Here is a 23,172-nt window from a genome sequence, read left to right as displayed (position 1 = left end):
GAGAGTATCATGAATGTGCATACCCGCGCTTTAGCCAAGGCCTATGCCTTTGACGAACAGACCGCAGCCTTTGCCGAAGATGTCATCGGACATCTCGCGCAACATCCCAAGCACCTGTCGCCGAAATATTTCTATGACGCGACAGGCTCGGAGCTCTTCGAGCAGATCACGGTGCTGCCGGAATACTACCCGACCCGCACCGAGCTCGGCATCTTGCGCGATCGCGGGGCCGAGATCGCCGCGATCATCCCTGCGGGCGCCGCGCTGGTCGAGTTCGGCGCGGGTGCGACCACCAAGGTGCGCCTGTTGCTCGAGCACTGCGAATTCGGCGCCTACGTGCCCGTCGACATATCAGGCGATTTCCTGAATGCGCAGGCGGAAGGCCTCCGCAAGGACTTTCCCGGCCTGCGCGTTTATCCGGTCGCGGCCGACTTCACCGCCCCGTTCACGCTGCCGGCCGAGATCGCCGAGATGCCGAAAGTCGGCTTCTTCCCGGGATCGACGATCGGCAATTTCGAGCCTCACGAAGCCACCGATCTCCTGCGCACCGCGCGCGAAATCTTAGGTGCGGGCGCGCAGATGATCATCGGCGTCGACCTCGAGAAAGACGAGCGCGTGCTGTACAACGCCTATAATGATTCAGCCGGCGTCACGGCGCGCTTCAATCTGAATGTGCTGGTGCGGATCAACCGCGAACTCGGCGGCAATTTCGATCTCTCCGCCTTCTCCCATCGCTCGATCTACAACCGCGACCGCCACCGGATCGAGATGCACCTGATCAGCCGCAAGGCGCAGAGCGTACGGGTCCTCGGCAACACCTTTTCGTTCCGACCCGGCGAGAGCATTCACACCGAGAACAGCTACAAATATTCGCTGGAACGGTTCACGGAGCTGGCCCGAAGCTCGGGCTGGACGGTGCGGCAGTCCTGGACCGATGCGGCAAAAATGTTCTCGGTTCATGCGCTGGTGGCTTCGGAATGAGCTTCCGAAGCCGAGCCCAGCGACACCGATTCCCACACCGCGACCAAGATCAGGATCGCGGTCGTGAGGAGCGAGAGCCATAGCGGCGACAGCTCGCTTGCAAACCAGCCCAGCACGAGCAGCGCGAGGATGCCGCCGATGTGGGACAGCTGCAGAAAGCCCCGGATCGACAGCTTGAACAGGATCGTCCCGACCAGGAACAGAAGCGGGCCGCCGATCGTGCTCAAGATTGTCTTGAGATCGGAATGACCGCTGGGATGCTTCAGCACCAACTCGTCCGACACCGCCGTCAGGATGATGCCGGCGACGATCGGCATGTGCAGATAAGTGTAGGCAAGGCGCGCCAGTTTCCCTGATTCGGCCGATGTCGAGATCAGTTCTGAGCCGGCCTCGGCGCCCTTGTGGAAGTAGATCCACCACATCGCGATGCTGCCGACCAGCGAGGACACGAAGGCCAGCACGATTCCGGTGGTCCAGCTCAGCTCGGCAAAGGTCGCGCCGTTGACGACAACAGCCTCGCCGAGCGCGATGATGATGAAAAGGGCGCAGCGCTCGGCCATATGGCCGCCTTCGACCGCCCAAGCCTCGAGCGATGACGGCCCCAACCCCGGGATCCAGAACCGCGCTGCCGGCGAGACATATTCGATCACGACCGCGATGATCCACAGCCATAACCGGGACTCACCCTCGGCAAGGCCGCCGAGGATCCAGAACACGGCGGACGTGGAGAGCCAGGCCAGGATGCGGATGGCATTGTGGCGCACCGCCGTCCAGTGACGCGGCGTGGAGACGAACCAGAAGGCGGTACGCCCGACCTGCATCACCACATAGGCGATGGCAAACCACAGGCCGCGGCCTTCAAAGGCCGTCGGAATCGTGGTCGACAGCACGAGGCCGCCGAGCATCATCACGAACAAGAGGATGCGGACCGGCGTCAGTTCCGGATTGAGCCAGTTGGTTACCCAGGCCGTGAAGACCCAGACCCACCAGACCGCGAGGAACAGCAGCGTGACCTGGACCGCGCCGATCGGCGTGAAATGATGCAGCAGCGTGTGCGAGATCTGCGTGACCGCGAACACGAACACCAGATCGAAGAACAGTTCGACATAGGTGACGCGGCTATGCTGATGTGGCACGACGACGCGAAACATCGCGCCGCGTCGGTTCTCCGCAGCCATCGGTGCCCCCTACAGCATGCTCAAACAAAAAGATGAGGTCATGATCCGATTCCGTCCAATCGGATCATGACCTAACGAGATGATCAGGCCTCGGGCCCGCCAGGCACCCCGGTCTGCAGCGCCAATGCGTGCAGTATGCCGCCCATCTGTCCCTTGAGCGACTGGTAGACGATCTGGTGCTGCTGGACACGGGACTTGCCGCGGAAGGATTCCGAGATCACCGTTGCCGCGTAATGGTCGCCGTCTCCGGCCAGGTCGCGGATCGTCACCACGGCATCGGGAATGGCTGCCTTGATCATGGATTCGATATCGCGGGCGTCCATCGGCATCCCAGTACACCTCCATTTCGACGTTCAAATCGCAGCCGGCATGGCCGGCCACACGGAGCAAAACCTAGCGATTGCGCTCTTCTAGGTCATCCTATCAGCCACTATATACCGCTTCCAATCGTTTTAGCTGCATCATTCGGTCACAACGAACTGACCAAAAAAGGCGCAGAATCATGAAACTCCCAGGTCCCGACCATCCGATCACGATTGCCCCCAATCCCAAGCGCATCCGCGTCCGGGCGGGGGACGTCGTCATCGCCGACTCCACCCATGTGCTGACCCTGAAGGAAGCAAGCTATCCTGCCGTGCAGTACATCCCGCGGGAAGACGCCAACATGGCCCTGCTCTCCCGGACCGAGCGGACCACACATTGCCCCTACAAGGGCGATGCGAACTATTTCAGCATCAATGCCAACGGCAAGACGCTGGAGAATTCGATCTGGACCTATGAGACGCCCTTCCCGGCGATGAAGGAAATCGCCGGTCACCTGGCGTTCTATCCGGACAAGGTCACGATCGAGGAAGTGGCGTAAGCGCGGAAGACAAGGTCTCGTCATGGCCGGGCCTGACCCGGCCATCCACGCTGCCGCCTCCCCGACAAGAGGACGTGGATGCCCGGGACGAGCCCGGGCATGACGACGAAGCTGCTCAATACTACGCCCTGAATATCGTGAGCCCGAGTATCAGGAGCACCAGGAAGATCACGACAAAAATATAGAACAATACCCGCGCGATATCGGCGGAGGCTGCCGATATGCCGGTGAAGCCGAGCAAGCCGGCTATAATCGACACCACAAGAAAAATCAGCGCCCATTTCAGTAACGTCATCGCCCTCTTCTCCAGCTATTTCGCGGGGGTAACCTCGGGCGATGGCGCGAGTTCCAAATCAGTGAGGCGGCGAATTGATCGCCGCCCCAGTTGACCTTGCAAGCTTCCTCTAGCGTTCGATGGACCCGGAAGAACCGGACGGAATGGCATCGTCTTCCGGGATGCCGTTCGGCGGCAGACCGGTCCCGGTTGCACCTGGCGATGTGCTGCGCGTGCCTGGCTGGTGCAGGGATGGATTCGTGGTGGACGTTCCGCCGGTGCCCATTCCGGTGGTGGAGCTCGACTGCCCGCCGGGCGCCGCCGAGATGCCGGCCGATCCCGGGTTGGTCGGTGTGGCCGCCGGTGGAGGCGTGCTGCCACCGGCCTGCTGCGCTGCCCCGGTGCCGCCGCCGCCTGGAGCTTGCGCGAAGGCGGCCGATGACACCGTCATCAATGACATCGCGATGACGGCCGATAGATGCAATTTGTGTCGCATGATAACTCTCCGCGTTGCATGCGGCCGCACCAACGTGCCGTGAATCGCCTCGTTCCGTTGTTTCGGCGACCGCGCAATCACATCGACGTTTCCGGATTGCAGCGATTGGGCCTTGCCCAATCCGGTTCCGGATTGCAACATCACAACCGATCACCTCTGAGAGGGGGCGCATATGAGCTCGATCTCCCATACCATGGCGACCGCGGAAGCTCACGCTGCACCGAAAGCAAAAGCGCGCAACGCCGCGCTCGATCGTACGCGCACGTTCCTGACGCTGGTCGTGCTGCTGCACCACTCGGTGATTCCCTACACGTATTTCGGACACACCGATCCCAAGTACTCGATCGTTTTCGACATGATCGTGCTCGCCACCGACAGCTTCTTCATGGCGATGTTCTTCTTCCTGTCGGGACTGTTCGTGTGGCCGGGCCTGTCTCGGAAGGGGCCGGTGCAATACTTGCTCGATCGCCTGGTTCGGCTTGGCCTGCCCTTCGTGATCTGCGGGTTCACGCTCATTCCGCTGGCCTATTACTCCTTTGCGCTGCGTCAAACTCCGGATCTGAGCTTCTCCGAGTTCTGGTGGAAAACAATCACCGTCGGGCCGTGGCCGAGCGGCCCGATCTGGTTTCTTTGGATCTTGCTCGCCTTCGACCTCGTTGCGAGCGCGGCGTATCTGCTGTCACCCAAAATCATCCATCCGATCAATCGCCTGTCGCTGCAGGGGCGCGAACGGCCCACCCTGTTCTTCGTGGTCATGCTCGCGGTCACCGCCGTGCTCTACATTCCGGGGCGCGTTCACTTTGGGGCAGGGAGCTGGTTCGAGTTCGGACCGTTCTCGGTCCAGCACGGCCGCGTGCTGCTCTATGCGACCTACTTCTTTTTCGGTGCAGGCATAGGCGCCATGTATCTGGATCGCGGTCTGCTGGCTGCAGACGGCCGGCTTGCAAAGAGTAGCTGGGGCTGGGCGGTCGCGGCGCTGGTTCCGTATTGCCTGATGTGGGGGCTGATCTACATCAAGCGCGAAATCCTGGGCAATCCGGTGCGGCTGCCGGACTGGTATGAGGCGACCTACGGTCTCTTCTTCGCTTCCTTCAGCGTCGCCATCATGTTCGTGATCCTGGCCTATTTCCTGCGATTCAAACAATCCGGCTGGAGCATCCTCGATCCGATGCAGCCAGATGCCTATGGCATGTTCCTGGTGCACTATCCGATCGTGCTCTGGCTGCAATATTGGATGTTTGATTTCAATTGGCCGGCGATCGTGAAGGCGGCCATCGCGTTTGTGCTGACGGTGCTGCTGAGCTGGGCGGCGACGGTGGGCTTGCGGAAGATTCCGGGCGCGAAGCACGTGCTTTGATGCGGTAGCCCGGGTGGAGCGCCGCGCAACCCGGGCTGCGAAAGCAAACTTACGCCGCCTTGCCGCTCATATAGGCCGGCAACCAGCGCTCGAACGCTTCGTTCAGCGTCGTGATCGCCACCGGCGTTTCGCCCACGATTGAGATCGCGTCGCCGCCGGTGGTGCCGATGCGCGCGCACGGCATGCCGCAACCCCGCATCTTCGCAAGCACACGCCCGGCGTCAGCCTCCGGCACGGTAACGATATAGCGCGCCTGATCCTCGCCGAACCAGTAGGCGTGGGGCACCAGCGCCGTCGGCGCCGCGAGCAGGCGTGCGCCGATGCCGCTTGCGATCGCCATCTCGGCGAGCGCGATCAACAGCCCGCCGTCAGAGATGTCGTGCACAGCGGTCGCGGTACCACCGTGGATCATCCCGCGCACGACATCGCCGTTACGCTTCTCGGCGGCGAGATCGATCGGCGGCGGTGCGCCTTCCTCGCGGCCGCAGATGTCGCGCAGATAGACGGACTGGCCGAGCCAGCCATGGGTCTCGCCGATCAAGAGGATCGCCTCGCCTTCCGCCTTGAACGCGAGCGTCGCGGACTTGGCGAAATCGTCGAGCACGCCGACGCCACCGATCGAGGGTGTCGGCAGAATGGCGCGGCCGTTGGTCTCGTTGTAGAGCGAGACGTTGCCGGAGACGACCGGGAAGTCCAGCGCGCGGCAGGCTTCCGAAATACCCTGCAGGCAGCCGACGAACTGGCCCATGATCTCGGGCCGCTCAGGATTGCCGAAATTGAGATTGTCGGTGATCGCGAGCGGCTTGCCGCCCACCGCGGTGATGTTGCGCCAGGCTTCCGCCACTGCCTGCTTGCCGCCCTGATAAGGATCGGCCTCGCAATAGCGCGGCGTCACGTCGACCGTCATCGCAAGCCCCTTCGGCCCATCCTGCACGCGGACAACAGCCGCATCGCCGCCGGGGCGCTGCACGGTGTTGCCCAGGATGACGTGATCGTATTGCTCCCACACCCAGCGCTTCGAGCACAGCTCGGGCGTGCCGATCAGCTTCTCCAGCGCCTGCGGAATGCCAAGCGGCGCCTCGACGTCGCGCGCATGGATCACCGGCTGCGCGGCGGAAGCCGTGTGCGGGCGGTCGTAGACCGGCGCCTCGTCGCCAAGCTCCTTGATCGGCAGATCGGCCATGACGTCGCCGCCATGCTTGACAACGAACCGCTTGGTCGGCGTGGTGTAGCCGACCACCGCGAAATCGAGGCCCCATTTGCGGAAGATCGCCTCGGCTTCCTGCTCCTTCTCGGGCTTGAGGACCATGAGCATGCGCTCCTGGCTTTCCGAGAGCATCATCTCGTAGGCGCTCATGCCGGTCTCGCGTGTCGGCACCGCGTCGAGATCGAGATCGACGCCGAGATCGCCCTTGGCGCCCATCTCGACCGCCGAGCAGGTGAGCCCCGCCGCGCCCATGTCCTGGATCGCGATCACGCAGCCCTTTTCCATGATCTCGAGGCAGGCCTCGAGCAACAGCTTCTCCGCGAAGGGATCGCCGACCTGCACGGTCGGCCGCTTCTCCTCGGAATTGTCGTCGAACTCGGCCGAGGCCATCGAGGCGCCATGGATGCCGTCGCGCCCGGTCTTCGAGCCGAGATAGACGATCGGCATGTTCACGCCGGAGGCCGCCGCATAGAAGATCTTGTCGGCGTCGGCGAGACCGACCGCCATGGCGTTGACCAGGATGTTGCCGTCGTAGCGGGTGTGGAAGCGGACCTGCCCGCCGACCGTCGGCACGCCGAAGGAATTGCCATAGCCGCCGACCCCGGCGACCACGCCCGAGACGAGGTGCCGGGTCTTCGGATGCTCCGGCGCGCCAAAGCTCAGCGCATTGAGGCAGGCGATGGGGCGCGCGCCCATCGTGAACACATCGCGTAAAATGCCGCCGACGCCAGTGGTCGCGCCCTGATAGGGTTCGATATAGCTCGGGTGGTTGTGGCTCTCCATCTTGAAGACCACGGCCTGGCCGTCGCCGATGTCGATCACGCCGGCATTCTCGCCGGGCCCCTGGATCACCCATGGCGCTTTCGTGGGCAGTCCGCGCAGATGGATGCGCGAGGACTTGTACGAGCAGTGCTCGTTCCACATCGCCGAGAATATCCCGAGCTCGGTGAAGGTCGGCACCCGCCCGATCAATTTCAGGATGCGCTCATACTCGTCAGGCTTGAGCCCGTGGGCGGCGACGAGTTCGGGGGTGATCTGGGGCTCGTTCATGGGTCCCTTATTAGGTAGATCGGCGGTGCGGGCAAAGGCCTTTTATGGCGCTTTTCCGCCCTGTCCAGAGCTTTGCGGCGGCGGGCCGCGGGTTTTGCGGCTGGCCGCAGGCTTGCGAATTTGCAGAAACGGACAGGATCGGATTTAAGGACCGGAACTCAATTTTGAAAGCCTGCGACCGTGAACGACCTCTCCAAGACTGCATTCCTCCGCCGCCCCGACCTGCATGTCGCGACCGACGGCGAATTCAAGGGCTGGCGCACCTGGATCCGGGACAGTTTCGAGAGCCATATCGGCCCGTTCTGGCACCGGATGGATGAGAACGGCCGCGTGCAGTGCGCGTTCCGGGTGGAGAAAAAGCATCTCAACGGCATGCGCAACGTCCATGGCGGCTGCTTCATGGCCTTTGCGGATTACTGCCTGTTCGCGATCGCCTCGGCCGAATTGGAAGGCCCGGGCGTGACGGTGGCATTCTCCTGCGAATTCCTCGACGCGGCACGCGAGGGCGAATTGGTCGAATGCATGGGCGAAGTGACCCGCGCGGGCGGTTCGCTGATCTTCCTGCGCGGCATGCTGAAAACGGGTGAGCGCTCGCTGTTCACCTTCTCCGGGACGATCAAGCGGGTGAAGCTGAAGGCGCCGCTTGAGGCCAGCGCATAGCTCCCGCCTTTCCTTTTTGCGCTCTCAGGCTAAGACTGGCTCCAGCGCGCCAATGCGCCGGGAGCAAGAGGTGCCGAAGAGCACATCAAGGACGGGTAGCGTGACGGCTGCCGTGGAGACGTCGGCACGATCAGCGCTGAAGCGGCCGCACCATCGCTGGCAGGATTATGCGCTGCTGCTCGCGCTCGCTTGCTGCTGGAGTTCGACTTATCCCTTGACAAAGATCGGTCTCGGCTCGATCCCGCCGATCACCTTCATCTCCGCCCGCTCCCTGATCGCGGCGCTGTTCCTCCTGGTGATCCTGCGCATCCGCGGCCTTCGCATTCCGACCGACGCCAAGGCGTGGAAGCTCTTCGCGTTCCAGCAGACCATCAACTCGACGGTCCCGTTCCTGGTGATCACCTGGGCGCAGCAATATGTGGCGGCGGCTCCCACCGTGGTGCTCGCCTCGACCACGCCGATTTTTGCGTTCCTGATCACCTGGGCCATCACGCGGCATGAGCCGGCGACGCTGTTGAAGCTCGCTGGGGCGATCCTTGGCCTCGCCGGCACCGCCGTCATCATCGGCCTCGATGCGCTCGGTGGCCTCGGCAGCGAGATCTTTGCCGAGACGGCAATCCTGCTCGCCACCATCTCCTTCGCGTGTGCCACGATCTTCGGTCTGCGCCTGTCCGATTACGACCCGATGGTGGTTGCCGCCGGCTCGCTGTTGTTCGGCGGCCTCGTGCTGCTGCCAGCCGCCATCGTCGTCGAACATCCCTGGACGCTGCATCCGACGCCGCAGGCGCTCGCCGCCGTCACCACCATGGGCATCTTCTCCAGCGCGATCGGCCTGATGCTGTTCTACATGTGCCTCTCCCGCCTCGGCACGCTGACCACCAATGCGCAAGGCTACCTGCGCATCCCGATCGGCGTTGGCCTGTCGGTGGTGCTGCTCGGCGAAGCCGTACCCTCGAACCTCGCCCTCGGGCTTGTGCTCGTCATGGCGGGCGTAGCCGCGATGACCGTTCCGGGCGACCGTTACAGGCTCGCCGTAAACTGGCTGCGGATGCGGCTGAGGGGCTGAGGGCCTCGAAAACCTTTACTGCAGGCTCACCAGGGTCAGATCAACGAACCACGATTGCGGCGAGACGAATCCCTTGACCTTCGGGCTCATCGCGCGCGGGTTGAGATCGTGCACGATGTAGAGCCAGGGCGGGTTGTCAACGAGGCGTTCATGCGCCTTGCGATAGGCGGCCGCGATCACCTTGGGGTCGGTGGCCTCCGAGATCGTCTTGAGCGCATCGTCGAACTCAGGGTCCTTCCACTGCTCGAAATTGAACCCGTTCGGCGAAAAATTCTCGGACGAGAAATAGCGCGCCATGATGCCGGCATCGGAGGATGGCGAGGAGATATTGAGCCCCATGGCGCCCTGCAAAGTGGGACTATCCGGCGTCGCCCGCGCGGCGGTCAACAGAACCTGCCATTCGATCACGTCGAAGGCCACGTTCACACCGCACGCCTCTTTCAGGTTTTGCTGCAGGAATTCGTTCATCGGCAAAGGCAGCATCTGGCCCGAGCCGGAATTCGAGATCAGCATCTTGAAGGACAATGGCTTCGCCGCCGTGTATCCGGCCTCGGCGAGCAGCGCCTTGCCCTTGGCGGGGTCGAACTTGTAGCGGTTCGCTGGCGAGCCGAAATCGGGGTCGCTGGCCTTGAGCCAGCCCACCGAAGGCTCCGCGGTGCCGTTCAGCAGTGCAACGAGTCCATCGCGGTCGATGCAATAGTTCAGGGCCTGGCGGACTTTCACGTCCTTGAAGGGGCTGTTGGTCGCGCCGATATTGTAGAACCACGGCCAGACATGGGGATAGGAGCCGGTGGTGATGGTGAAGCCCGCCGATTTCAGCGAAGCGACGCCGTCGGCCGGCGGCACCTCCATCCAGTCGACCTGACCGGAGCGAAGCGCGGCCAAGCGCGAGTTCGCTTCAGGGATCGGCATGAGCACGACGTTGTCGACCTTCGCCCTTTTGCTCGCGTCCCAATACCCATCCCAGCGCGCGAGATCCGCCTCCTGGCGCGGCACGACCTTGGTGATGCGGAACGGTCCGGTACCGGCGGCCGGCAAGGTCGCGACCTTGGCCCAATCCCGCCCCGCCTTTTCGAAGGACGCCGGCGATGTGAACAGAAGATAGACCGCCATGTAGGGGAAATAGGACGCCGGCTTGGTCGTGGTGATGGCGACCGTGAAGTCATCGATCTTCTTGTAGCTGCCCATCACGGGAACGCGCGCTCGCGACATCGCCGAACTCGCGGCCTCGAATTGCGGGCTGGACGTGTTGAAATAGCGCTCGAGATTCCAGATCACGGCATCCGCATTGAAATCCGTGCCGTCGTGGAATTTGACGCCATGGCGCAGATGGAAGATCCAGGTCTTGTTGTTCTCGGGATCCTGTTCCCATTTCTCTGCTAGCCCCGGACGCAAACCGGCCAATCTGTCGGTCCTGGTCAAATCCCACAGCACCAATCCCTCGAAGATCGGGTAGCCGAGAAAGCGCATTCCTTCGAAGCCGTTGTTCGGCAGCCCCGTAGCCGTGGGGATATCGGATGCTGTCATACCAATGCGCAGCGTGGTTTCGGCCATTACCGCATGCGACGAAAGCAGCGCGGCGGCGAGCGTGAACGTGCAGCAAGCCTTGCGAATGAGCATAAAACTCCTCCCGCCCAACGATCGGAAAGATCCGTGCCTGGATCGGGGAGTTACGGGCAAGTTTCAGGCCAGCAGTGCTGAGCCGATTATTTCTGGTCGTCGGCGAGCAACTTTTTGTATTTCTCGACATCGCGCGCGACGAGCTGTTGCAGCACGTCCGGCGCATGCTCGTTGGCGTCGGGCGCAACCGTCGACAGATCGGTGAAGCGTTTTTTCACCGCCTCGCTCTCCACGGCGGTCCGCGCCGCGGCGTTCAATTTGGCGATGATCTCGGGCGGCGTACCCTTTGGCGCGAATAACCCGTTCCAGCCCTGCGCCTCGAATTCGGGCAGGCCTGCTTCTGCCGAGGTCGGCAGATCAGGCAGCGTCGCAAGCCGCACGGTCGAGCCGACCACGAGTCCCTTCACCAGCTTCTCGTTGATCGCCTGCGACACTGAGGCCGCCGCATCGCAAACGCCGTCGATCTGGCCGCCGATCGCATCCGTCAGCGCTGGCGCAGCGCCGCGATAGCCGACCAGCGTCACGTCGATTCCGGCGGCGTTCACAAAATTCTTGCAGATCAGGTAATTCGAGGAGCCGACGCCGGCATGGCCAAGATTGATCTTGCCGGGATTCTTCTTCGCGTAAGCGATGAACTCCTGCAGATCCTTGGCGGGAAAATCCTTGCGCAAAGCAATGATGCCAAAGGTCTTTGCGACCACCGCGAACGGCACAAAGGAGTCCGGTGTAAACGGCAGTTTCGGATAGATCGTGTAGGTGGCGGCGCTGGTGCCGGCGTTGCCGATCGCAATCGTGTAGCCATCCGGCTCCGCACGCGCGGCCCGGGACAGCGCGGTCGAGCCGCCGGCGCCCGCGACATTCTCGATCACGATCGGCTGCCCTAGCGCCACGCTCATCTGCTCGGCAACCACGCGCGCAATCACGTCGGAGGTGCCGCCGGCCGCGAACGGCACGATCATGGTGATGGGGTGTTTCGGGAAATCCTGGGCGTGCGCCGTAGTCGCAAGCCAAAGCGACGCAATCGCCGCGAGCCACCTCGCGACGACCGACTTCACGCGGCCTTTTCCAGATGCTGGACCAGGCCAGCAAACAGGCCGCGGCCGTCGGTGCAGCTCATGATGTCCTCGACGTGATTTTCCGGATGGGGCATCATGCCGAGCACATTGCCGCCGTCGTTGACGATGCCGGCGATTGATTGCGCGGCGCCATTGATATTGTGGCGCTCGTCGACCACGCCGTCCGGCGAGCAGTAGCGATAGAGCACCCGTCCCTCGCCTTCCAATCGCTTGATCGTCTCTTCATCCGCCTCGTAATTGCCCTCGCCATGGGCGACCGGGACGCGGATCACCTGGCCGGCATTGTAGCCGCGGGTGAACGGCGTGTCGGAGCGTTCGACGCGCAGATGCACGTCGTGGCAGATGAACTTCAATCCCGCATTGCGCATCAACACGCCCGGCAGCAGGCCGGATTCGCAGAGGATTTGAAAGCCGTTGCAGACGCCGAGCACGAGACCGCCCTTGCTGGCGTAGTCGCGCACCGCGTTCATGATCGGCGCCCGCGCTGCAATCGCGCCGCAGCGCAAGTAATCGCCATAGGAGAAGCCGCCGGGCACCACGACGAGGTCGGTGCCTTCAGGCAGCGAGGTCTCGGCATGCCAGACCATCGCCGGCTCCTTGCCCGAGATGAGCTTGAGCGCCCGCGCCATGTCGCGCTCGCGATTGATGCCGGGAAAGACGAGGACGGCGGATTTCATCAGAGCAGTTCGACCCGATAATTCTCGATCACGGTATTGGCGAGCAGCCTGTCGGCCGCCTCCTTCAGCGCGGCTTCCGCCTTGGCGCGGTCGGAGCCGGAGAGCTCGATGTCGAACACCTTGCCCTGGCGGACGCTGGCGACACCGTCGACGCCGAGCGATTTCAGGGCGCCCTCGATCGCCTTGCCTTGGGGATCGAGGATGCCGGATTTCAACGTAACGGTGACGCGTGCCTTCACTTAAACCTAGCCCCTCTCAGCTCTTCACCAGCACCGGACCGGAGCCCGCCGGCCGCTCGTTCTCCATGAGGATACCGAGCCGCTTTGCCACCTCGGTATAGGCTTCCAGCAGCCCGCCGAGATCCCTGCGGAAACGGTCCTTGTCGAGCTTCTCGTTCGACTTAATGTCCCACAGCCGGCACGAATCGGGCGAGATCTCGTCGGCGACGATGATCCGCATCATTTCGTTCTCAAACAGCCGCCCGCATTCCATCTTGAAGTCGACAAGGCGGATGCCGATGCCCAAAAACAGCCCGGTCAGGAAGTCGTTGACGCGGATAGCGAGCGCCATGATGTCGTCGATCTCCTGCGGCGTCGCCCAGCCGAAGGCGGTGATATGCTCTTCCGACACCATGGGGTCGTTGAGCTGGTCGTTCTTGTAGTAGAATTCGATGATCGAGCGCGGCAACTGCGTACCTTCCTCGATGCCGAGGCGCTGCGACAGCGAGCCGGCGGCGACGTTCCGCACCACCACTTCCAGCGGCACGATCTCGACCTCGCGAATCAATTGCTCGCGCATGTTGAGGCGACGGATGAAGTGCGTCGGCACCCCGATGTCATTGAGGTGCTGAAACAGGTACTCCGAAATCCGGTTGTTGAGGACGCCCTTGCCCTCGATCACCTGGTGTTTCTTGGCATTGAACGCGGTCGCGTCGTCCTTGAAGTGCTGGATGAGGGTTCCGGGCTCGGGACCTTCGTAAAGGACCTTGGCCTTGCCTTCATAAATGCGGCGTCGACGGCTCATTGGGATGTACCGTGTTTTGTTGAAATCCATGAATCTGGTGTGCTCCGGTTGACTAGGGATCGCGACCCACGACGGAGCTGCCGCGGAAGCCTGGAACCCCAAACAGAACAAGAACCAAGCCGTATGGCAACCTATCCGATTGGCCCATCCAGCACAATCGACCCGGACCCTTTATGGCCGACTTATCCGCCTTGGATTAGGGCGCCAAAATCTGCCATTCTGCCTGCGGCTTAACGGCTCGTTGTCTTGCCGATTCGTCCCTTCTATCTAGGCATCCGCTGGGGCTGCCGCAACGCAAGCTCCATCCGTCCGTCAGCAGCAATTGGAACCACCGATGACCACATTCGATAAGCGCGAGGAAGGTTTTGAGAAGAAATTCGCCCTCGACGAGGAGCAGAAATTCAAGGCCGAGGCGCGCCGCAACAAGTTGTTAGGCATGTGGGCGGCGGAAAAGCTTGGCCTCGCGGGCGATGCCGCCAACACCTACGCCAAGGAAGTGGTTGCCGCCGATTTCGAGGAAGCCGGCGACCAGGACGTGCTGCAGAAGGTCTTCAAGGACCTCACCGCGAAGGGCGAGGCCATCACGGAAGCTCAAATCCGCGCCAAGATGGACGAACTGCTGGTCCAGGCCGTGGCGCAGGTGAAGGCGGGGGCATAGGCCCCTGCTGCTCGGGGCTATTTCAACGTGATTTGAAAGCTCATCGAGCCGTTGATGGTCAAGCCCTCCTGCTGCTGACCAAATTGCCGGTTGATGTTGATGTTGCTGGTCACCGATTCCATCCGGCAGTCCTTGGCCAGCACTTCCCGCAGCAGATCACATTCGCGCGCCGCCATCTCATAGACGATGCGGCGCGCGCTTTCACGGAGCTTCTACGCCTCATCCCCCTCTCCGGTCGGACCGGCGATAAAGAAATTGATCGAGCTCTGAACCCGCACCGCCCCCTCCTGGCGCGGAGAGCTGCCGGATTGCTCGACGACGATCCGCTGCCCCGGCGCGTCTGGGCGAAAGCAGGAGCGATCAGGAACAGCAGGCCTATAGCTGCCGGGAGAAGAAGGCGCATCGGCGACATTATGGCGGACCCTTGCGGTTGAAGTGACGCGCCGGTCTATAGCGACCTTGGATTGCAACAAGACGAACCCATGCCGCGAAAAATCGATGCACCACTTCATCCCGCGTTAACCGCCGTATTGTCTATCCCTCTTTGAACCCGTACTCCGGTACGTTGCCGCTGGCGCCGTAATATTTGTACGGCAGGAATTTTCCGGACATCGTGAACTTGACGCGGTCGCCCTTGGGATTCGGCAAGCGCTCCATCACCATGTCGAAGTCGATCGCCGACATGATGCCGTCGCCGAATTCCTCCTCGATCAGCGCCTTCCAGGCCGGGCCATTGACCATCACGAGCTCGTAGAAGCGATAGATCAGGGGATCGGTCGGCGGCATCGGCACGCCCTCCCCGCGCATCGGCGTCTCGTTCAGCATCGCGATTTCCGACTTGGACAGGCCGAACAGCTCGCCGGCGTTCGCGGCCTGCGGCTTGGTCAATTTCATCTGGCCGAGGATCGCGCCTGTTATCAGCACCTCGGAATAGCCGCCGATCTCTTCGCAGATATATTTCCAGCTCCAGCCCTTCTCGCGCTTGATGTCGAGCAGCTTTTCGGTGAGGTCGGAACGTTTCATGTCATGGTCTCCTTCTGCTCGTCATGCCCCGGCTTGTCCCGGGCATCCAAATTGTTGATCGGATTCAGGACGACGTGGATGGCCGGGCCAGGCCCGGCCACGACGTGTCTGTTGGCGGCTCGGCGTCCGATGCGATCGCCAATTCAGGCAAACCCGGCCGCACCGTCGGCACGTTGCGCGGGTCGTGGTCGGTGGCATCAGCCGCAAAGCTCTTGCTGCGGCTGACCAGGAAATCGATGATGTGGTTGCGGAGCGCGTAGTAATAGGGATGGCGGTGCAGATCTATGCGGCCGCGATCCTTGGGCAACGGATTTTCGACGATCTCGGCCAGCACGGCGCCCGGGCCGTTGGTCATCAGGAAGATCTTGTCGGCGAGATAGATTGCCTCGTCGACGTCGTGGGTGATCATGAACGCGGTCTGTCCGGTCTCGAGACAAATGCGCCGCACCTCGTCCTGCAGCGTGCCGCGCGTCAGCGCGTCCAGCGCCGAGAACGGCTCGTCCATCAGCATGATCTTCGGCGTGATCGACAGCGCCCGCGCGATGCCGACGCGCTGCTTCATGCCGCCCGACAGTTCGGACGGACGCTTGTGCTCCGAACCGGTGAGACCGACGAGATCGATGAACTTCTGCGCATGCGCCTTGACCTTCGCGCGGTCCCATTTGCGCCATTTCGAGCTGACGGCGTAGGCGACATTACCGAGCACGGTGCGCCAGGGAAGCAGCGCGTGGCTCTGGAAGATCACGGCGCGGTCGAGGCTTGTGCCCTCGATCGCCTGCCCGTCGACGATCACGGCGCCCTCGCTCGGCTCGTCGAGGCCCGCCAGGATGTTGAGCACCGTGGTCTTGCCGCAGCCGGAATGGCCGATCACGCAGCCGAATTCGCCGCGCGCCATCGAGAGCCACAAGTCCTCGAACACGGTGGTGGTGCCGCCTCCCGCGCCCGGATAACGCCGCGCGACGCCTTCGATCGAGATGAATTTGTCGGTCATCGCCCTACTCCGGAAACGTGACCATGCGCGTGAAGCGCGCGAGGATCTGGTCGAGCAGCATGCCGACGATCCCGATCATGAGGATAGCGATGATGACATTGGTGATCGAGAGGTTGTTCCACTCGTTCCAGACGAAATAACCGATGCCGGTGCCGCCGACGAGCATTTCGGCAGCGACGATCACGAGCCAGGCGATGCCGATCGAGATCCGCATGCCCGTCAGGATCGTCGGCGCCGCGGCCGGCAGGATCACGGTGAAGGCGCGCCTGACGGTGCCGACTTCGAGCGTGCGCGCGACGTTGATCCATTCCTTGCGCACGCCGGCGACGCCGAACGCGGTGTTGAGCAGCATCGGCCACACCGAGCAGATGAAGATCACGAAGATCGCTGAAATCGACGAATCCTTGATGGTGTAGAGCGCGAGCGGCATCCAGGCGAGCGGCGAGATCGGCTTCAAGACCTGGATGAACGGGTCGAGCGCCCGGCTGATCAGCGGCGACATGCCGATCAGGAAGCCGAGCGGGATCGCGACCAGGACCGCAATCAGATAGCCGAGCCCGACGCGGCCGATCGAATAAGCGAGCTGGATGCCAAGCCCCTTGTCGTTCGGCCCGTTGTCGTAGAACGGGCGCCTCAAGTGCTCCCACAATTTGGCGCCGACATCGAGCGGACCCGGCATCGCCGATTTGCCTTGCGTGGCGGTGAGCCCCATCAGCTTCGCGTATTCCGGGCTCATGTTGGTGGCCGGACCGGTGCTGCGGGTCGCAAGATGCCAGACGCCGATGAAGGCGGCGAACAGCACGATCGAGACGATCGCCGCGCGCAGGCGAAGGGAGTTCATCATCTCCCTCTCCCCGTAAGCGGGAGCGCCCTCACGACGCCTTCCTGATCTTGAAGCTTGCGAGATAGTCGTCCGGCTTGGCGGGATCGAACGTCTTGCCCATCACCGCGAACGACTTGTACGTGGTCGTCGGCGGCGTCAGCCCCATCTCGGCCATCAGCTTGCCGGTGTCGGTGGCGAGATAGACCTGTTCGGCCACCGCCTTGTAATCGACATCACCCTTGATCTGCCCCCAGCGCTTCATCTGCGTCATGATCCAGACCGCGAACGACTGCCAGGGGAAGGGATCGAAGTCGACGCGGCCCGGCTGCGTGACGACGTTGCCGAGACCGTCGGCGAAGGTGCCCGTCAGGATCTGCTCGAGCACGATCTGCGGCTGATTCAGGTAGTTCGCCGGCGCGATCGCTTCCGCGATCTGCTTGCGGTTCTCGGCCTTGTGCGCGAACGCGGTCGCCTCGATGATCGATTTCAGGAGCGCGCCATAGGTATTCGGCATCGACGTGACGAACTCCTTCGATGCCGCGAAGGCGCAGCAGGGATGGCCCTCCCAGATGTCCTTGGTCAGGATGTGGATGAAGCCGGCGCCGTCATAGACCGCGCGCTGATTCATCGGATCGGGCCCGAGGAAGCCGTCGATATTGTCGGCGCGGAGATTGGCGACCATCTCCGGCGGCGGCACCGCGCGGATCTGCACATCGACGTCGGGGTCGAGGCCGTGCTCGGCGAGATAGTAACGCAGCAAGTAATTATGCATCGAATAGTCGAAGGGTACGGCGAACTTGAAGCCCTTCCAATCCTTGGGATCGCGCTTGTCCTTGTGCTTGATCGCAAGCGTGATCGCCTGCCCATTGATGTTCTCGACCGCCGGCATCGTGTAGGGCAGCGGGTTGGAGCCGACGCCCATGGTGATCGCGAGCGGCATCGGCGACAGCATGTGCGCGGCGTCGTATTCCTTGTTGATGGTCTTGTCGCGGATCACGGCCCAGCCGGCGGTCTTGATGACTTCGACGTTCAATCCGTGCTTGGCGTAGAAGCCCATCGGCGCGGCCATGATGATCGGTGTCGCGCAGGTGATCGGGATGAAGCCGACCTTGAGGTCCTTCTTCTCGGGCGCAGCGCCTTGCGCGAACACCTCGGTCGCCGCCTTGATCGGGAAGAACTGCGACAACGCCGCGAGCGCCGTCGAAGCACCGACCGACTTCAGGAACGCCCGCCGGGTCGCGTCCTGCGGAAACACCGCGCGCATTACGGCTGAGGCGACCACGCCCTCGTAACGCCTGTCCTCGCTTGCCGCAGGCTCGCAGCGCAGCGCCAGCTCGGCATGCCGGTGCTCGGCTTCATTGATATGGCGGCCGCAACTGCAACCGGTGCGGAGATGGCGATCGGGATCGAATGGATTGTCGAAGATGGACATCGGGCCTCCTGCGCGCGGCGTTTGCCGTGGATTTACGCAAGGTCCATGCCAGCCCCTTTTTTGAGCCGATAGCATTGATGTCGCAGGCTTTTATCGGCGCCTTGGCGACTACCAAAACTCGTGATAAACGAAAAATCGTAATCAAATTACGATTTTTCGGGGCGATCTGCACAATGGACCTGGCTCTCAGCGCAACGGCGAGCGCGCACGATGCAGACCTGCGTGCCGCCGCCTTCGAGTGCTCGATCGAGCCGACGCTGCTGCTCGATCCCCATGCCGACGTGATCCTCGACGCCAACCCCGCCGCCTGTTCCCTGCTCGGCTATGACCGCGCGCTGCTGCGCCAGACCAAGGTGAGCGCGCTACATGCAGGCCAATTGCCGGCCCTGATCGTCTTCACCCAGGCGGTGCTCGACAGAGGCGCATATTGGACCGATGCGCTGACACCGCGGCATGCGACCGGACAGAATCTGCGGATCGAATATGCCGGCTGCGTGGTGCCGCATGACGGGCGCACGCTGATGCTGCTGACGATGAGCGACCTCGACGCGCGCCGCCGGCGCTATGTCGATGCCGCCGCCGAGGACCACATGCGCAGCGGCATTGCCACCTGGCAGCGGGTCGAGCGCGTCTTCCAGGACATCGAGCGCGAGAACCAGTTGATCCTGCGCGCCGCCGGCGAAGGCATTTATGGGGTCAACGCGGAAGGAAAGACCACTTTCGTCAACCCAGCCGCCGAACGGATGCTGGGCTGGACCGCCGAGGAGCTGGTCGGCAAGGAGATCCACCCTGTCGTCCACCACACCCATCATGACGGGCGGCACTATCCCGATCATGATTGCCCGATCTATGCGGCGTTCCGCGACGGCGCCGTGCACCAGGTCGATGGCGAAGTGTTCTGGCGCAAGGACGGCTCGCCGGTCTGGGTCGAATATACTTCGACGCCGATCCGCGATCGCGGCGTGGTGGTCGGCGCCGTCGTGGTGTTTCGTGACGTCAGCCAGCGGCGCGAAGCGGACGAGAAGCTGCACGCCGCACTTGCCGAGGTCGATCGCCTGCGGGAGCGGCTGGAGCTGGAAAACGCCTACCTGCAAGAAGAAATCCGCATCGAGACCAATCCGCGCGGCATCATCGGCCAGAGCGAGGCGATCCAGAAGACGCTGCGCCAGGTCAAGCTGGTGGCGCCGACGTCGGCGGCGGTGATGATCACAGGCGAGTCCGGCACCGGCAAGGAATTGATCGCGCGCGCCATCCATGAAGCGAGCAGCCGCTCCGACCGCCCGCTGATCCGCGTCAACTGCGCCGCGATCCCGCGCGAACTGTTCGAGAGCGAATTCTTCGGCCATGTCCGCGGCGCCTTCACGGGTGCGACGCGCGACCGCATCGGCCGGTTCGAGCTGGCCGACGGCGGCACGCTGTTTCTCGACGAGGTCGGCGAAATCCCGCTGGAGCTGCAGGGCAAGCTGCTGCGCGTGCTGCAGGAAGGCAATTTCGAGCGGGTCGGCGAAGAGCGCACCCGCACCGTGGATGTGCGGCTGATCGCCGCCACCAACCGCGACCTCAAGCAGGAGGTGCAGCGCGGCCGGTTTCGCGAGGATCTCTATTTCCGTCTCAACGTGTTTCCGATCGAATCGGTGCCCTTGCGCGAGCGGCGCGAAGACATCCCGCTCTTGGCGCAGCATTTCCTGAGCAGCGAAAGCAAGGCGCCGAGATCCGATCTGCGCCTGTCGGAGGGCGACGCCAGGCGCCTTGCCCGCTACGACTGGCCGGGCAATGTCCGCGAATTGCAGAACGTGATCGAACGCGCGGCGATCCTCGCCCAGAACGGCCGGCTGCGCATCGACCTGCCCGATATGCCCGGCAACCAGGCCTCGCCGGGCTCGAGCCGCTCCAAGGCCGACGCGCGTCCCGTGGTAATGACGGCAGCGGAGCTGCGCGATCACGAGCGCGCCAACATCGTCGCGGCGCTCGAAGCCTGCGCCGGCAAGGTGTTCGGCCCCGGCGGTGCGGCCGAAATGCTCGACATGAAGCCGACCACGCTGGCCTCGCGGATCAAGGCGCTCGGAATCGCCGGGCGGCAGCGACCGGTTTACCCCCCGTCAAGCACGGCAAGAGATCGGGGCGCGCCTTAAAAGCCTGTTAGGCGGGCGCGGTGTTGTTGTACCCCGGGAAGACAGGGGTGCTCTGCAATGAAGTCCGACAAGGGACCTTACAGCCGGCCGCGCTGGGGCGTGACGCGCTGGCTGGCCGACGCCGGTCCCGGCGCGCCTGAGGATATCCGCGCGGCGCTGATCGCCGACCTCCACGGCTCGCTACCGGTGTTTGCGGCCGGCGCGGTCAACACGATGGCGGTGGCAGGCGTGATCGCGATCCGGCAACCGACCGCATTGTTCATCGCCTGGTTCATCCTCGAAGTCGCGATTTGCCTCGCCCGCCTTTCGGTATTGGTCGTCGCCCATCGCCGGGCGCGTGGCCGGCGCCGGACCCCGACCGACCTGCATGTGCTGCTCGCGGTCGCCTGGAGCGCCAGCGTCGGGTTCGACGTGGCCGTCAGCCTCGCCAGCGGCGACCGGGTCGTCGCACTGCTCGCCTGCCTGTCGGCGGCGGCGATGGTCGGCGGCATCTGCTTCCGCAATTTCAGCGCACCGCGATTGGCCGGGACGATGATCCTGCTCGCCCTCGGCCCGATCGTCCCCGGCGCCGCGCTTGCCGGCGAGCCGCTGCTTTACCTCGTGTTCCTGCAGGTGCCGCTCTATCTCGCGGCGATGACGGACGCGGCCTTCCGGCTCAACAGGATGCTGATCGCGACGATGCGCGCCGAGCGCGAGAACGGCCACATGGCCCACCACGATGCGCTCACGGGGCTGTGGAATCGCGCCGGTATCGTCGATGCTCTCAACAGGAAGCTGGAGGCCTCCAGTCGCGACGACGGCTCCTTTGCCGTGCTGTTCTTCGATCTCGATAATTTCAAGCCGATCAACGACACCTTCGGGCATGCGGCCGGCGACAAGGTGCTCCAACTGGTCGCCGACCGGCTCCGCCGCGCCCTGCCCAATAGCGCCGTCATCGCGCGCATGGGCGGCGACGAATTCGTCGTGCTGGCCGACAGCATCACCGCAGAGCAGGCGCTCGCCATCGGACATCGGATCATCGACGAGGTCGCGATGTCCTATCGGCTAGGCGAGGAGATTTGCGTCCAGGTCGGCGTCAGCGTCGGCGTTGCGATGTCGCCGGAGCACGGCACCGAGGCCGAGGAGCTGCTTTCGGCCGCCGATACCGCGCTCTATGAAGCGAAATCCACCGGCAAGTCCCGCTGCTGTCTCGCTTCCTTCGAGATCAACCTCGCCGCCCTGCAGCGGCTCCAACACAGCAGCGCGGCCAAGGCCGCCGGCATGGCGGCCTTGAATTTGAAGGGTCTCGTAGCCCGCGTGGAGCGCAGCGCAACCCGGGGCCGCTTGCAAACGCTGACGCCGATGTCCCGGGTTACGCTGGCGCTCCGCCCGGGCTACGGAGCGTCTCGCCGGGCTGGCAGGTTCGATGCGAGCCGGTCCAGTTCGCCGGCCAGATCGCGCTCGACTTCGGCCGCGCGCAGGTTGAGCACGCGATAGTCCCGCTCCTCCAGCCATTCCCGTCGCTTGGCCCGGTCGGCCACGATGGTCTCGCTCTCGTCAGGGTTTTCCAGCTCGATCGCGATCCGGTGGATGAAGGAGACGAAATCGGGGATATGACGCCCCACCGGGGTCTGGCGCTTGAACAGGCCGGCAAAGCGGCGATCCTTGGTCAGCGCCTGCCACAGGATGCGCTCCGCATCGGTCGGGTTGCGCCGGAGCAGCCGCGCCAGTCCGCGCACCGTGCTGCTGGCATCGGCGGAGGCGCCGCCGCCCTGCCCCTGCTCGGCGAGGAGCGCCCGCAGCCGGGTCGCCTGCTCGCCGTCGAGCACGCCGCCCTTGGCCGGCCCCTTGCGTCCCTCGGCGATCGCCATGATCACACCGTGCAGGGTATGCATGTCCTGCTTGGTCGGCTCCATCCGGGTGAAGATGTTGCGCAGGTTGACCAGCATGGTGTCGCGCTTCTCGCGCGGCCGCAGGAACTCGACCTTGTCGAGCTCGGCGACCAGATTGTCGAAGAACGCCTGAACCTGGTGCTGGGAGGCGCGCTCGGATCGCTCAGGCATCGCGAACGGCAGCACGCCCGCGGTCGCGAGCTTGAACCACTCATAGCCCATCAGCAGCACCGCCTGAGCGAGGTTCAGCGAGGCAAAGCCGGGATTGACCGGGAAGGTGACGATGCGGTCGGCGAGCGCGACCTCCTCGTTGGTCAGGCCGGCGCGCTCGCGGCCGAATAGGATGCCGGCCCCGCCGCCGGCGGCGACATACGCCACGATCTCGCGTGCGGCCGCTTCCGGCCCGACCACCGGCTTGGCCTGGTCATGGGCGCGGGCGGTGGTGGCGAACAACAGGTCGAGATCGGCGACGGCCTCGGTGACGGTGTCGAACAGCTCGACATGGTCGAGAATGTGGTCGGCGCCCGCTGCGGCGCGCTGCGCGGCGATGTTCGGCCAGCCGTCGCGCGGATTGACCAGCCGGAGCCGAGACAGCGCGAAATTGCCCATCGCGCGCGCAGCCATCCCGATGTTCTCGCCAAGCTGCGGTTCGACCAGGATCACCACGGGCCCCCTGAGGTCGCGGCCGGTCTTGGTCTTGTCGGTGCCGGACATC

24 protein-coding genes are annotated in these 23,172 nt (G+C 63.6%); 8 read left to right on the top strand and 16 right to left on the bottom strand.

From position 1 onward, the window contains the following. Positions 1–9 precede the first annotated feature (9 nt). Complete coding sequence (gene egtD / locus YY7_RS0129605) at positions 10–981, top strand: L-histidine N(alpha)-methyltransferase (protein ID WP_028166388.1); 972 nt, start codon at positions 10–12, stop codon at positions 979–981. Here egtD and YY7_RS0129600 read toward each other — a convergent pair. Together YY7_RS0129600 and YY7_RS0129595 are read right to left on the bottom strand one after the other, a co-directional pair. Further along, positions 957–2,159, bottom strand: a complete 1,203-nt coding sequence (locus YY7_RS0129600) for a low temperature requirement protein A (RefSeq protein ID WP_028166387.1) — start codon at positions 2,157–2,159, stop codon at positions 957–959. The genes egtD and YY7_RS0129600 overlap by 25 nt on opposite strands. A gap of 83 nt (positions 2,160–2,242) precedes the next feature. Next, entirely contained in the window at positions 2,243–2,488 is a 246-nt protein-coding gene (locus tag YY7_RS0129595; protein WP_028166386.1) for a BolA/IbaG family iron-sulfur metabolism protein, read from the bottom strand. A gap of 173 nt (positions 2,489–2,661) precedes the next feature. Between YY7_RS0129595 and YY7_RS0129590 the strand changes: the two genes are divergently transcribed. Continuing rightward, entirely contained in the window at positions 2,662–3,021 is a 360-nt protein-coding gene (locus YY7_RS0129590) for a DUF427 domain-containing protein (protein WP_028166385.1), read from the top strand. Between the two features lie 121 nt (positions 3,022–3,142). On the opposite strand, the gene YY7_RS58610 is transcribed toward YY7_RS0129590, so the two are convergent. Next, on the bottom strand, positions 3,143–3,316 hold the full coding sequence (locus YY7_RS58610) for a DUF1328 domain-containing protein (RefSeq protein ID WP_028166384.1): 174 nt from the start codon (positions 3,314–3,316) through the stop codon (positions 3,143–3,145). A 109-nt stretch (positions 3,317–3,425) separates the two neighbouring features. Then, positions 3,426–3,791, bottom strand: coding sequence for a hypothetical protein (locus YY7_RS56875; RefSeq protein ID WP_063623406.1), 366 nt, complete (start codon positions 3,789–3,791; stop codon positions 3,426–3,428). A gap of 172 nt (positions 3,792–3,963) precedes the next feature. On the opposite strand from YY7_RS56875, the gene YY7_RS0129575 reads away from it, so the two are divergent. Further along, a complete protein-coding gene (locus YY7_RS0129575; protein WP_028166383.1) occupies positions 3,964–5,148 on the top strand; it encodes an acyltransferase family protein in 1,185 nt (394 codons plus the stop codon). A 49-nt stretch (positions 5,149–5,197) separates the two neighbouring features. Here YY7_RS0129575 and purL read toward each other — a convergent pair whose 3' ends face one another. Next, entirely contained in the window at positions 5,198–7,405 is a 2,208-nt protein-coding gene (gene purL, locus YY7_RS0129570; RefSeq protein ID WP_028166382.1) for a phosphoribosylformylglycinamidine synthase subunit PurL, read from the bottom strand. Between the two features lie 180 nt (positions 7,406–7,585). Here purL and YY7_RS0129565 point away from each other — a divergent pair, with 180 nt between their 5' ends. Continuing rightward, positions 7,586–8,065: a PaaI family thioesterase gene (locus YY7_RS0129565; protein ID WP_028166381.1), complete on the top strand. Its 480-nt coding sequence runs from the start codon at positions 7,586–7,588 to the stop codon at positions 8,063–8,065. 70 nt (positions 8,066–8,135) lie between these two features. Then, positions 8,136–9,131 carry a DMT family transporter gene (locus YY7_RS0129560; protein WP_028166380.1) on the top strand — a complete coding sequence of 332 codons (996 nt, stop codon included), beginning with the start codon at positions 8,136–8,138 and terminating at the stop codon, positions 9,129–9,131. A gap of 15 nt (positions 9,132–9,146) precedes the next feature. On the opposite strand, the gene YY7_RS0129555 is transcribed toward YY7_RS0129560, so the two are convergent. The 5 genes from YY7_RS0129555 to purC all read right to left on the bottom strand — a co-directional run bounded on the left by YY7_RS0129555 (position 9,147) and on the right by purC (position 13,527). After that, entirely contained in the window at positions 9,147–10,751 is a 1,605-nt protein-coding gene (locus YY7_RS0129555) for an ABC transporter substrate-binding protein (protein ID WP_028166379.1), read from the bottom strand. Positions 10,752–10,837: 86 nt separating this feature from the next. Beyond that, positions 10,838–11,806 carry a tripartite tricarboxylate transporter substrate binding protein BugD gene (locus YY7_RS0129550; protein WP_028166378.1) on the bottom strand — a complete coding sequence of 323 codons (969 nt, stop codon included), beginning with the start codon at positions 11,804–11,806 and terminating at the stop codon, positions 10,838–10,840. Next, a complete protein-coding gene (gene purQ / locus YY7_RS0129545) occupies positions 11,803–12,504 on the bottom strand; it encodes a phosphoribosylformylglycinamidine synthase subunit PurQ (protein ID WP_028166377.1) in 702 nt (233 codons plus the stop codon). Before purQ ends, YY7_RS0129550 begins: the two co-directional genes overlap by 4 nt. Then, positions 12,504–12,743, bottom strand: a complete 240-nt coding sequence (gene purS, locus YY7_RS0129540) for a phosphoribosylformylglycinamidine synthase subunit PurS (protein ID WP_028166376.1) — start codon at positions 12,741–12,743, stop codon at positions 12,504–12,506. The genes purQ and purS overlap by 1 nt, the downstream gene beginning before the upstream one ends. 16 nt (positions 12,744–12,759) lie before the next feature. Continuing rightward, positions 12,760–13,527 (bottom strand): phosphoribosylaminoimidazolesuccinocarboxamide synthase, encoded by a 768-nt coding sequence (purC, locus tag YY7_RS0129535; protein WP_008974302.1) that lies wholly within the window; start codon positions 13,525–13,527, stop codon positions 12,760–12,762. A 334-nt stretch (positions 13,528–13,861) separates the two neighbouring features. Here purC and YY7_RS0129530 point away from each other — a divergent pair, with 334 nt between their 5' ends. Next, entirely contained in the window at positions 13,862–14,185 is a 324-nt protein-coding gene (locus YY7_RS0129530) for a DUF1476 domain-containing protein (protein ID WP_028166375.1), read from the top strand. Between the two features lie 17 nt (positions 14,186–14,202). On the opposite strand, the gene YY7_RS62115 is transcribed toward YY7_RS0129530, so the two are convergent. The 5 genes from YY7_RS62115 to YY7_RS0129505 all read right to left on the bottom strand — a co-directional run bounded on the left by YY7_RS62115 (position 14,203) and on the right by YY7_RS0129505 (position 18,454). Next, positions 14,203–14,361: a hypothetical protein gene (locus YY7_RS62115; RefSeq protein WP_245287454.1), complete on the bottom strand. Its 159-nt coding sequence runs from the start codon at positions 14,359–14,361 to the stop codon at positions 14,203–14,205. 358 nt (positions 14,362–14,719) lie between these two features. After that, positions 14,720–15,208, bottom strand: a complete 489-nt coding sequence (cynS, locus tag YY7_RS53185; RefSeq protein ID WP_051396994.1) for a cyanase — start codon at positions 15,206–15,208, stop codon at positions 14,720–14,722. 64 nt (positions 15,209–15,272) lie between these two features. Beyond that, complete coding sequence (locus YY7_RS0129515) at positions 15,273–16,199, bottom strand: ABC transporter ATP-binding protein (RefSeq protein WP_028166374.1); 927 nt, start codon at positions 16,197–16,199, stop codon at positions 15,273–15,275. Positions 16,200–16,203: 4 nt separating this feature from the next. Then, entirely contained in the window at positions 16,204–17,043 is an 840-nt protein-coding gene (gene ntrB, locus YY7_RS0129510; RefSeq protein ID WP_028166373.1) for a nitrate ABC transporter permease, read from the bottom strand. 28 nt (positions 17,044–17,071) lie between these two features. Further along, entirely contained in the window at positions 17,072–18,454 is a 1,383-nt protein-coding gene (locus tag YY7_RS0129505; protein WP_028166372.1) for a CmpA/NrtA family ABC transporter substrate-binding protein, read from the bottom strand. Between the two features lie 173 nt (positions 18,455–18,627). Between YY7_RS0129505 and YY7_RS53180 the strand changes: the two genes are divergently transcribed. Together YY7_RS53180 and YY7_RS53175 are read left to right on the top strand one after the other, a co-directional pair. Continuing rightward, positions 18,628–20,586: a sigma 54-interacting transcriptional regulator gene (locus YY7_RS53180; protein WP_051396993.1), complete on the top strand. Its 1,959-nt coding sequence runs from the start codon at positions 18,628–18,630 to the stop codon at positions 20,584–20,586. Between the two features lie 57 nt (positions 20,587–20,643). Next, complete coding sequence (locus YY7_RS53175; protein WP_080663903.1) at positions 20,644–22,062, top strand: diguanylate cyclase; 1,419 nt, start codon at positions 20,644–20,646, stop codon at positions 22,060–22,062. Here the strand turns inward: YY7_RS53175 and YY7_RS0129490 are convergent. Further along, entirely contained in the window at positions 21,960–23,171 is a 1,212-nt protein-coding gene (locus YY7_RS0129490; protein WP_028166371.1) for a TrmJ/YjtD family RNA methyltransferase, read from the bottom strand. The two genes, YY7_RS53175 and YY7_RS0129490, sit on opposite strands and share 103 nt — an antisense overlap. Position 23,172: the final 1 nt, after the last annotated feature.

It is taken from the genome of Bradyrhizobium elkanii WSM2783 (assembly GCF_000472865.1).
Lineage (GTDB): Bacteria > Pseudomonadota > Alphaproteobacteria > Rhizobiales > Xanthobacteraceae > Bradyrhizobium > Bradyrhizobium elkanii_A.
This window is presented reverse-complemented; position numbering and strand designations above follow the sequence as displayed.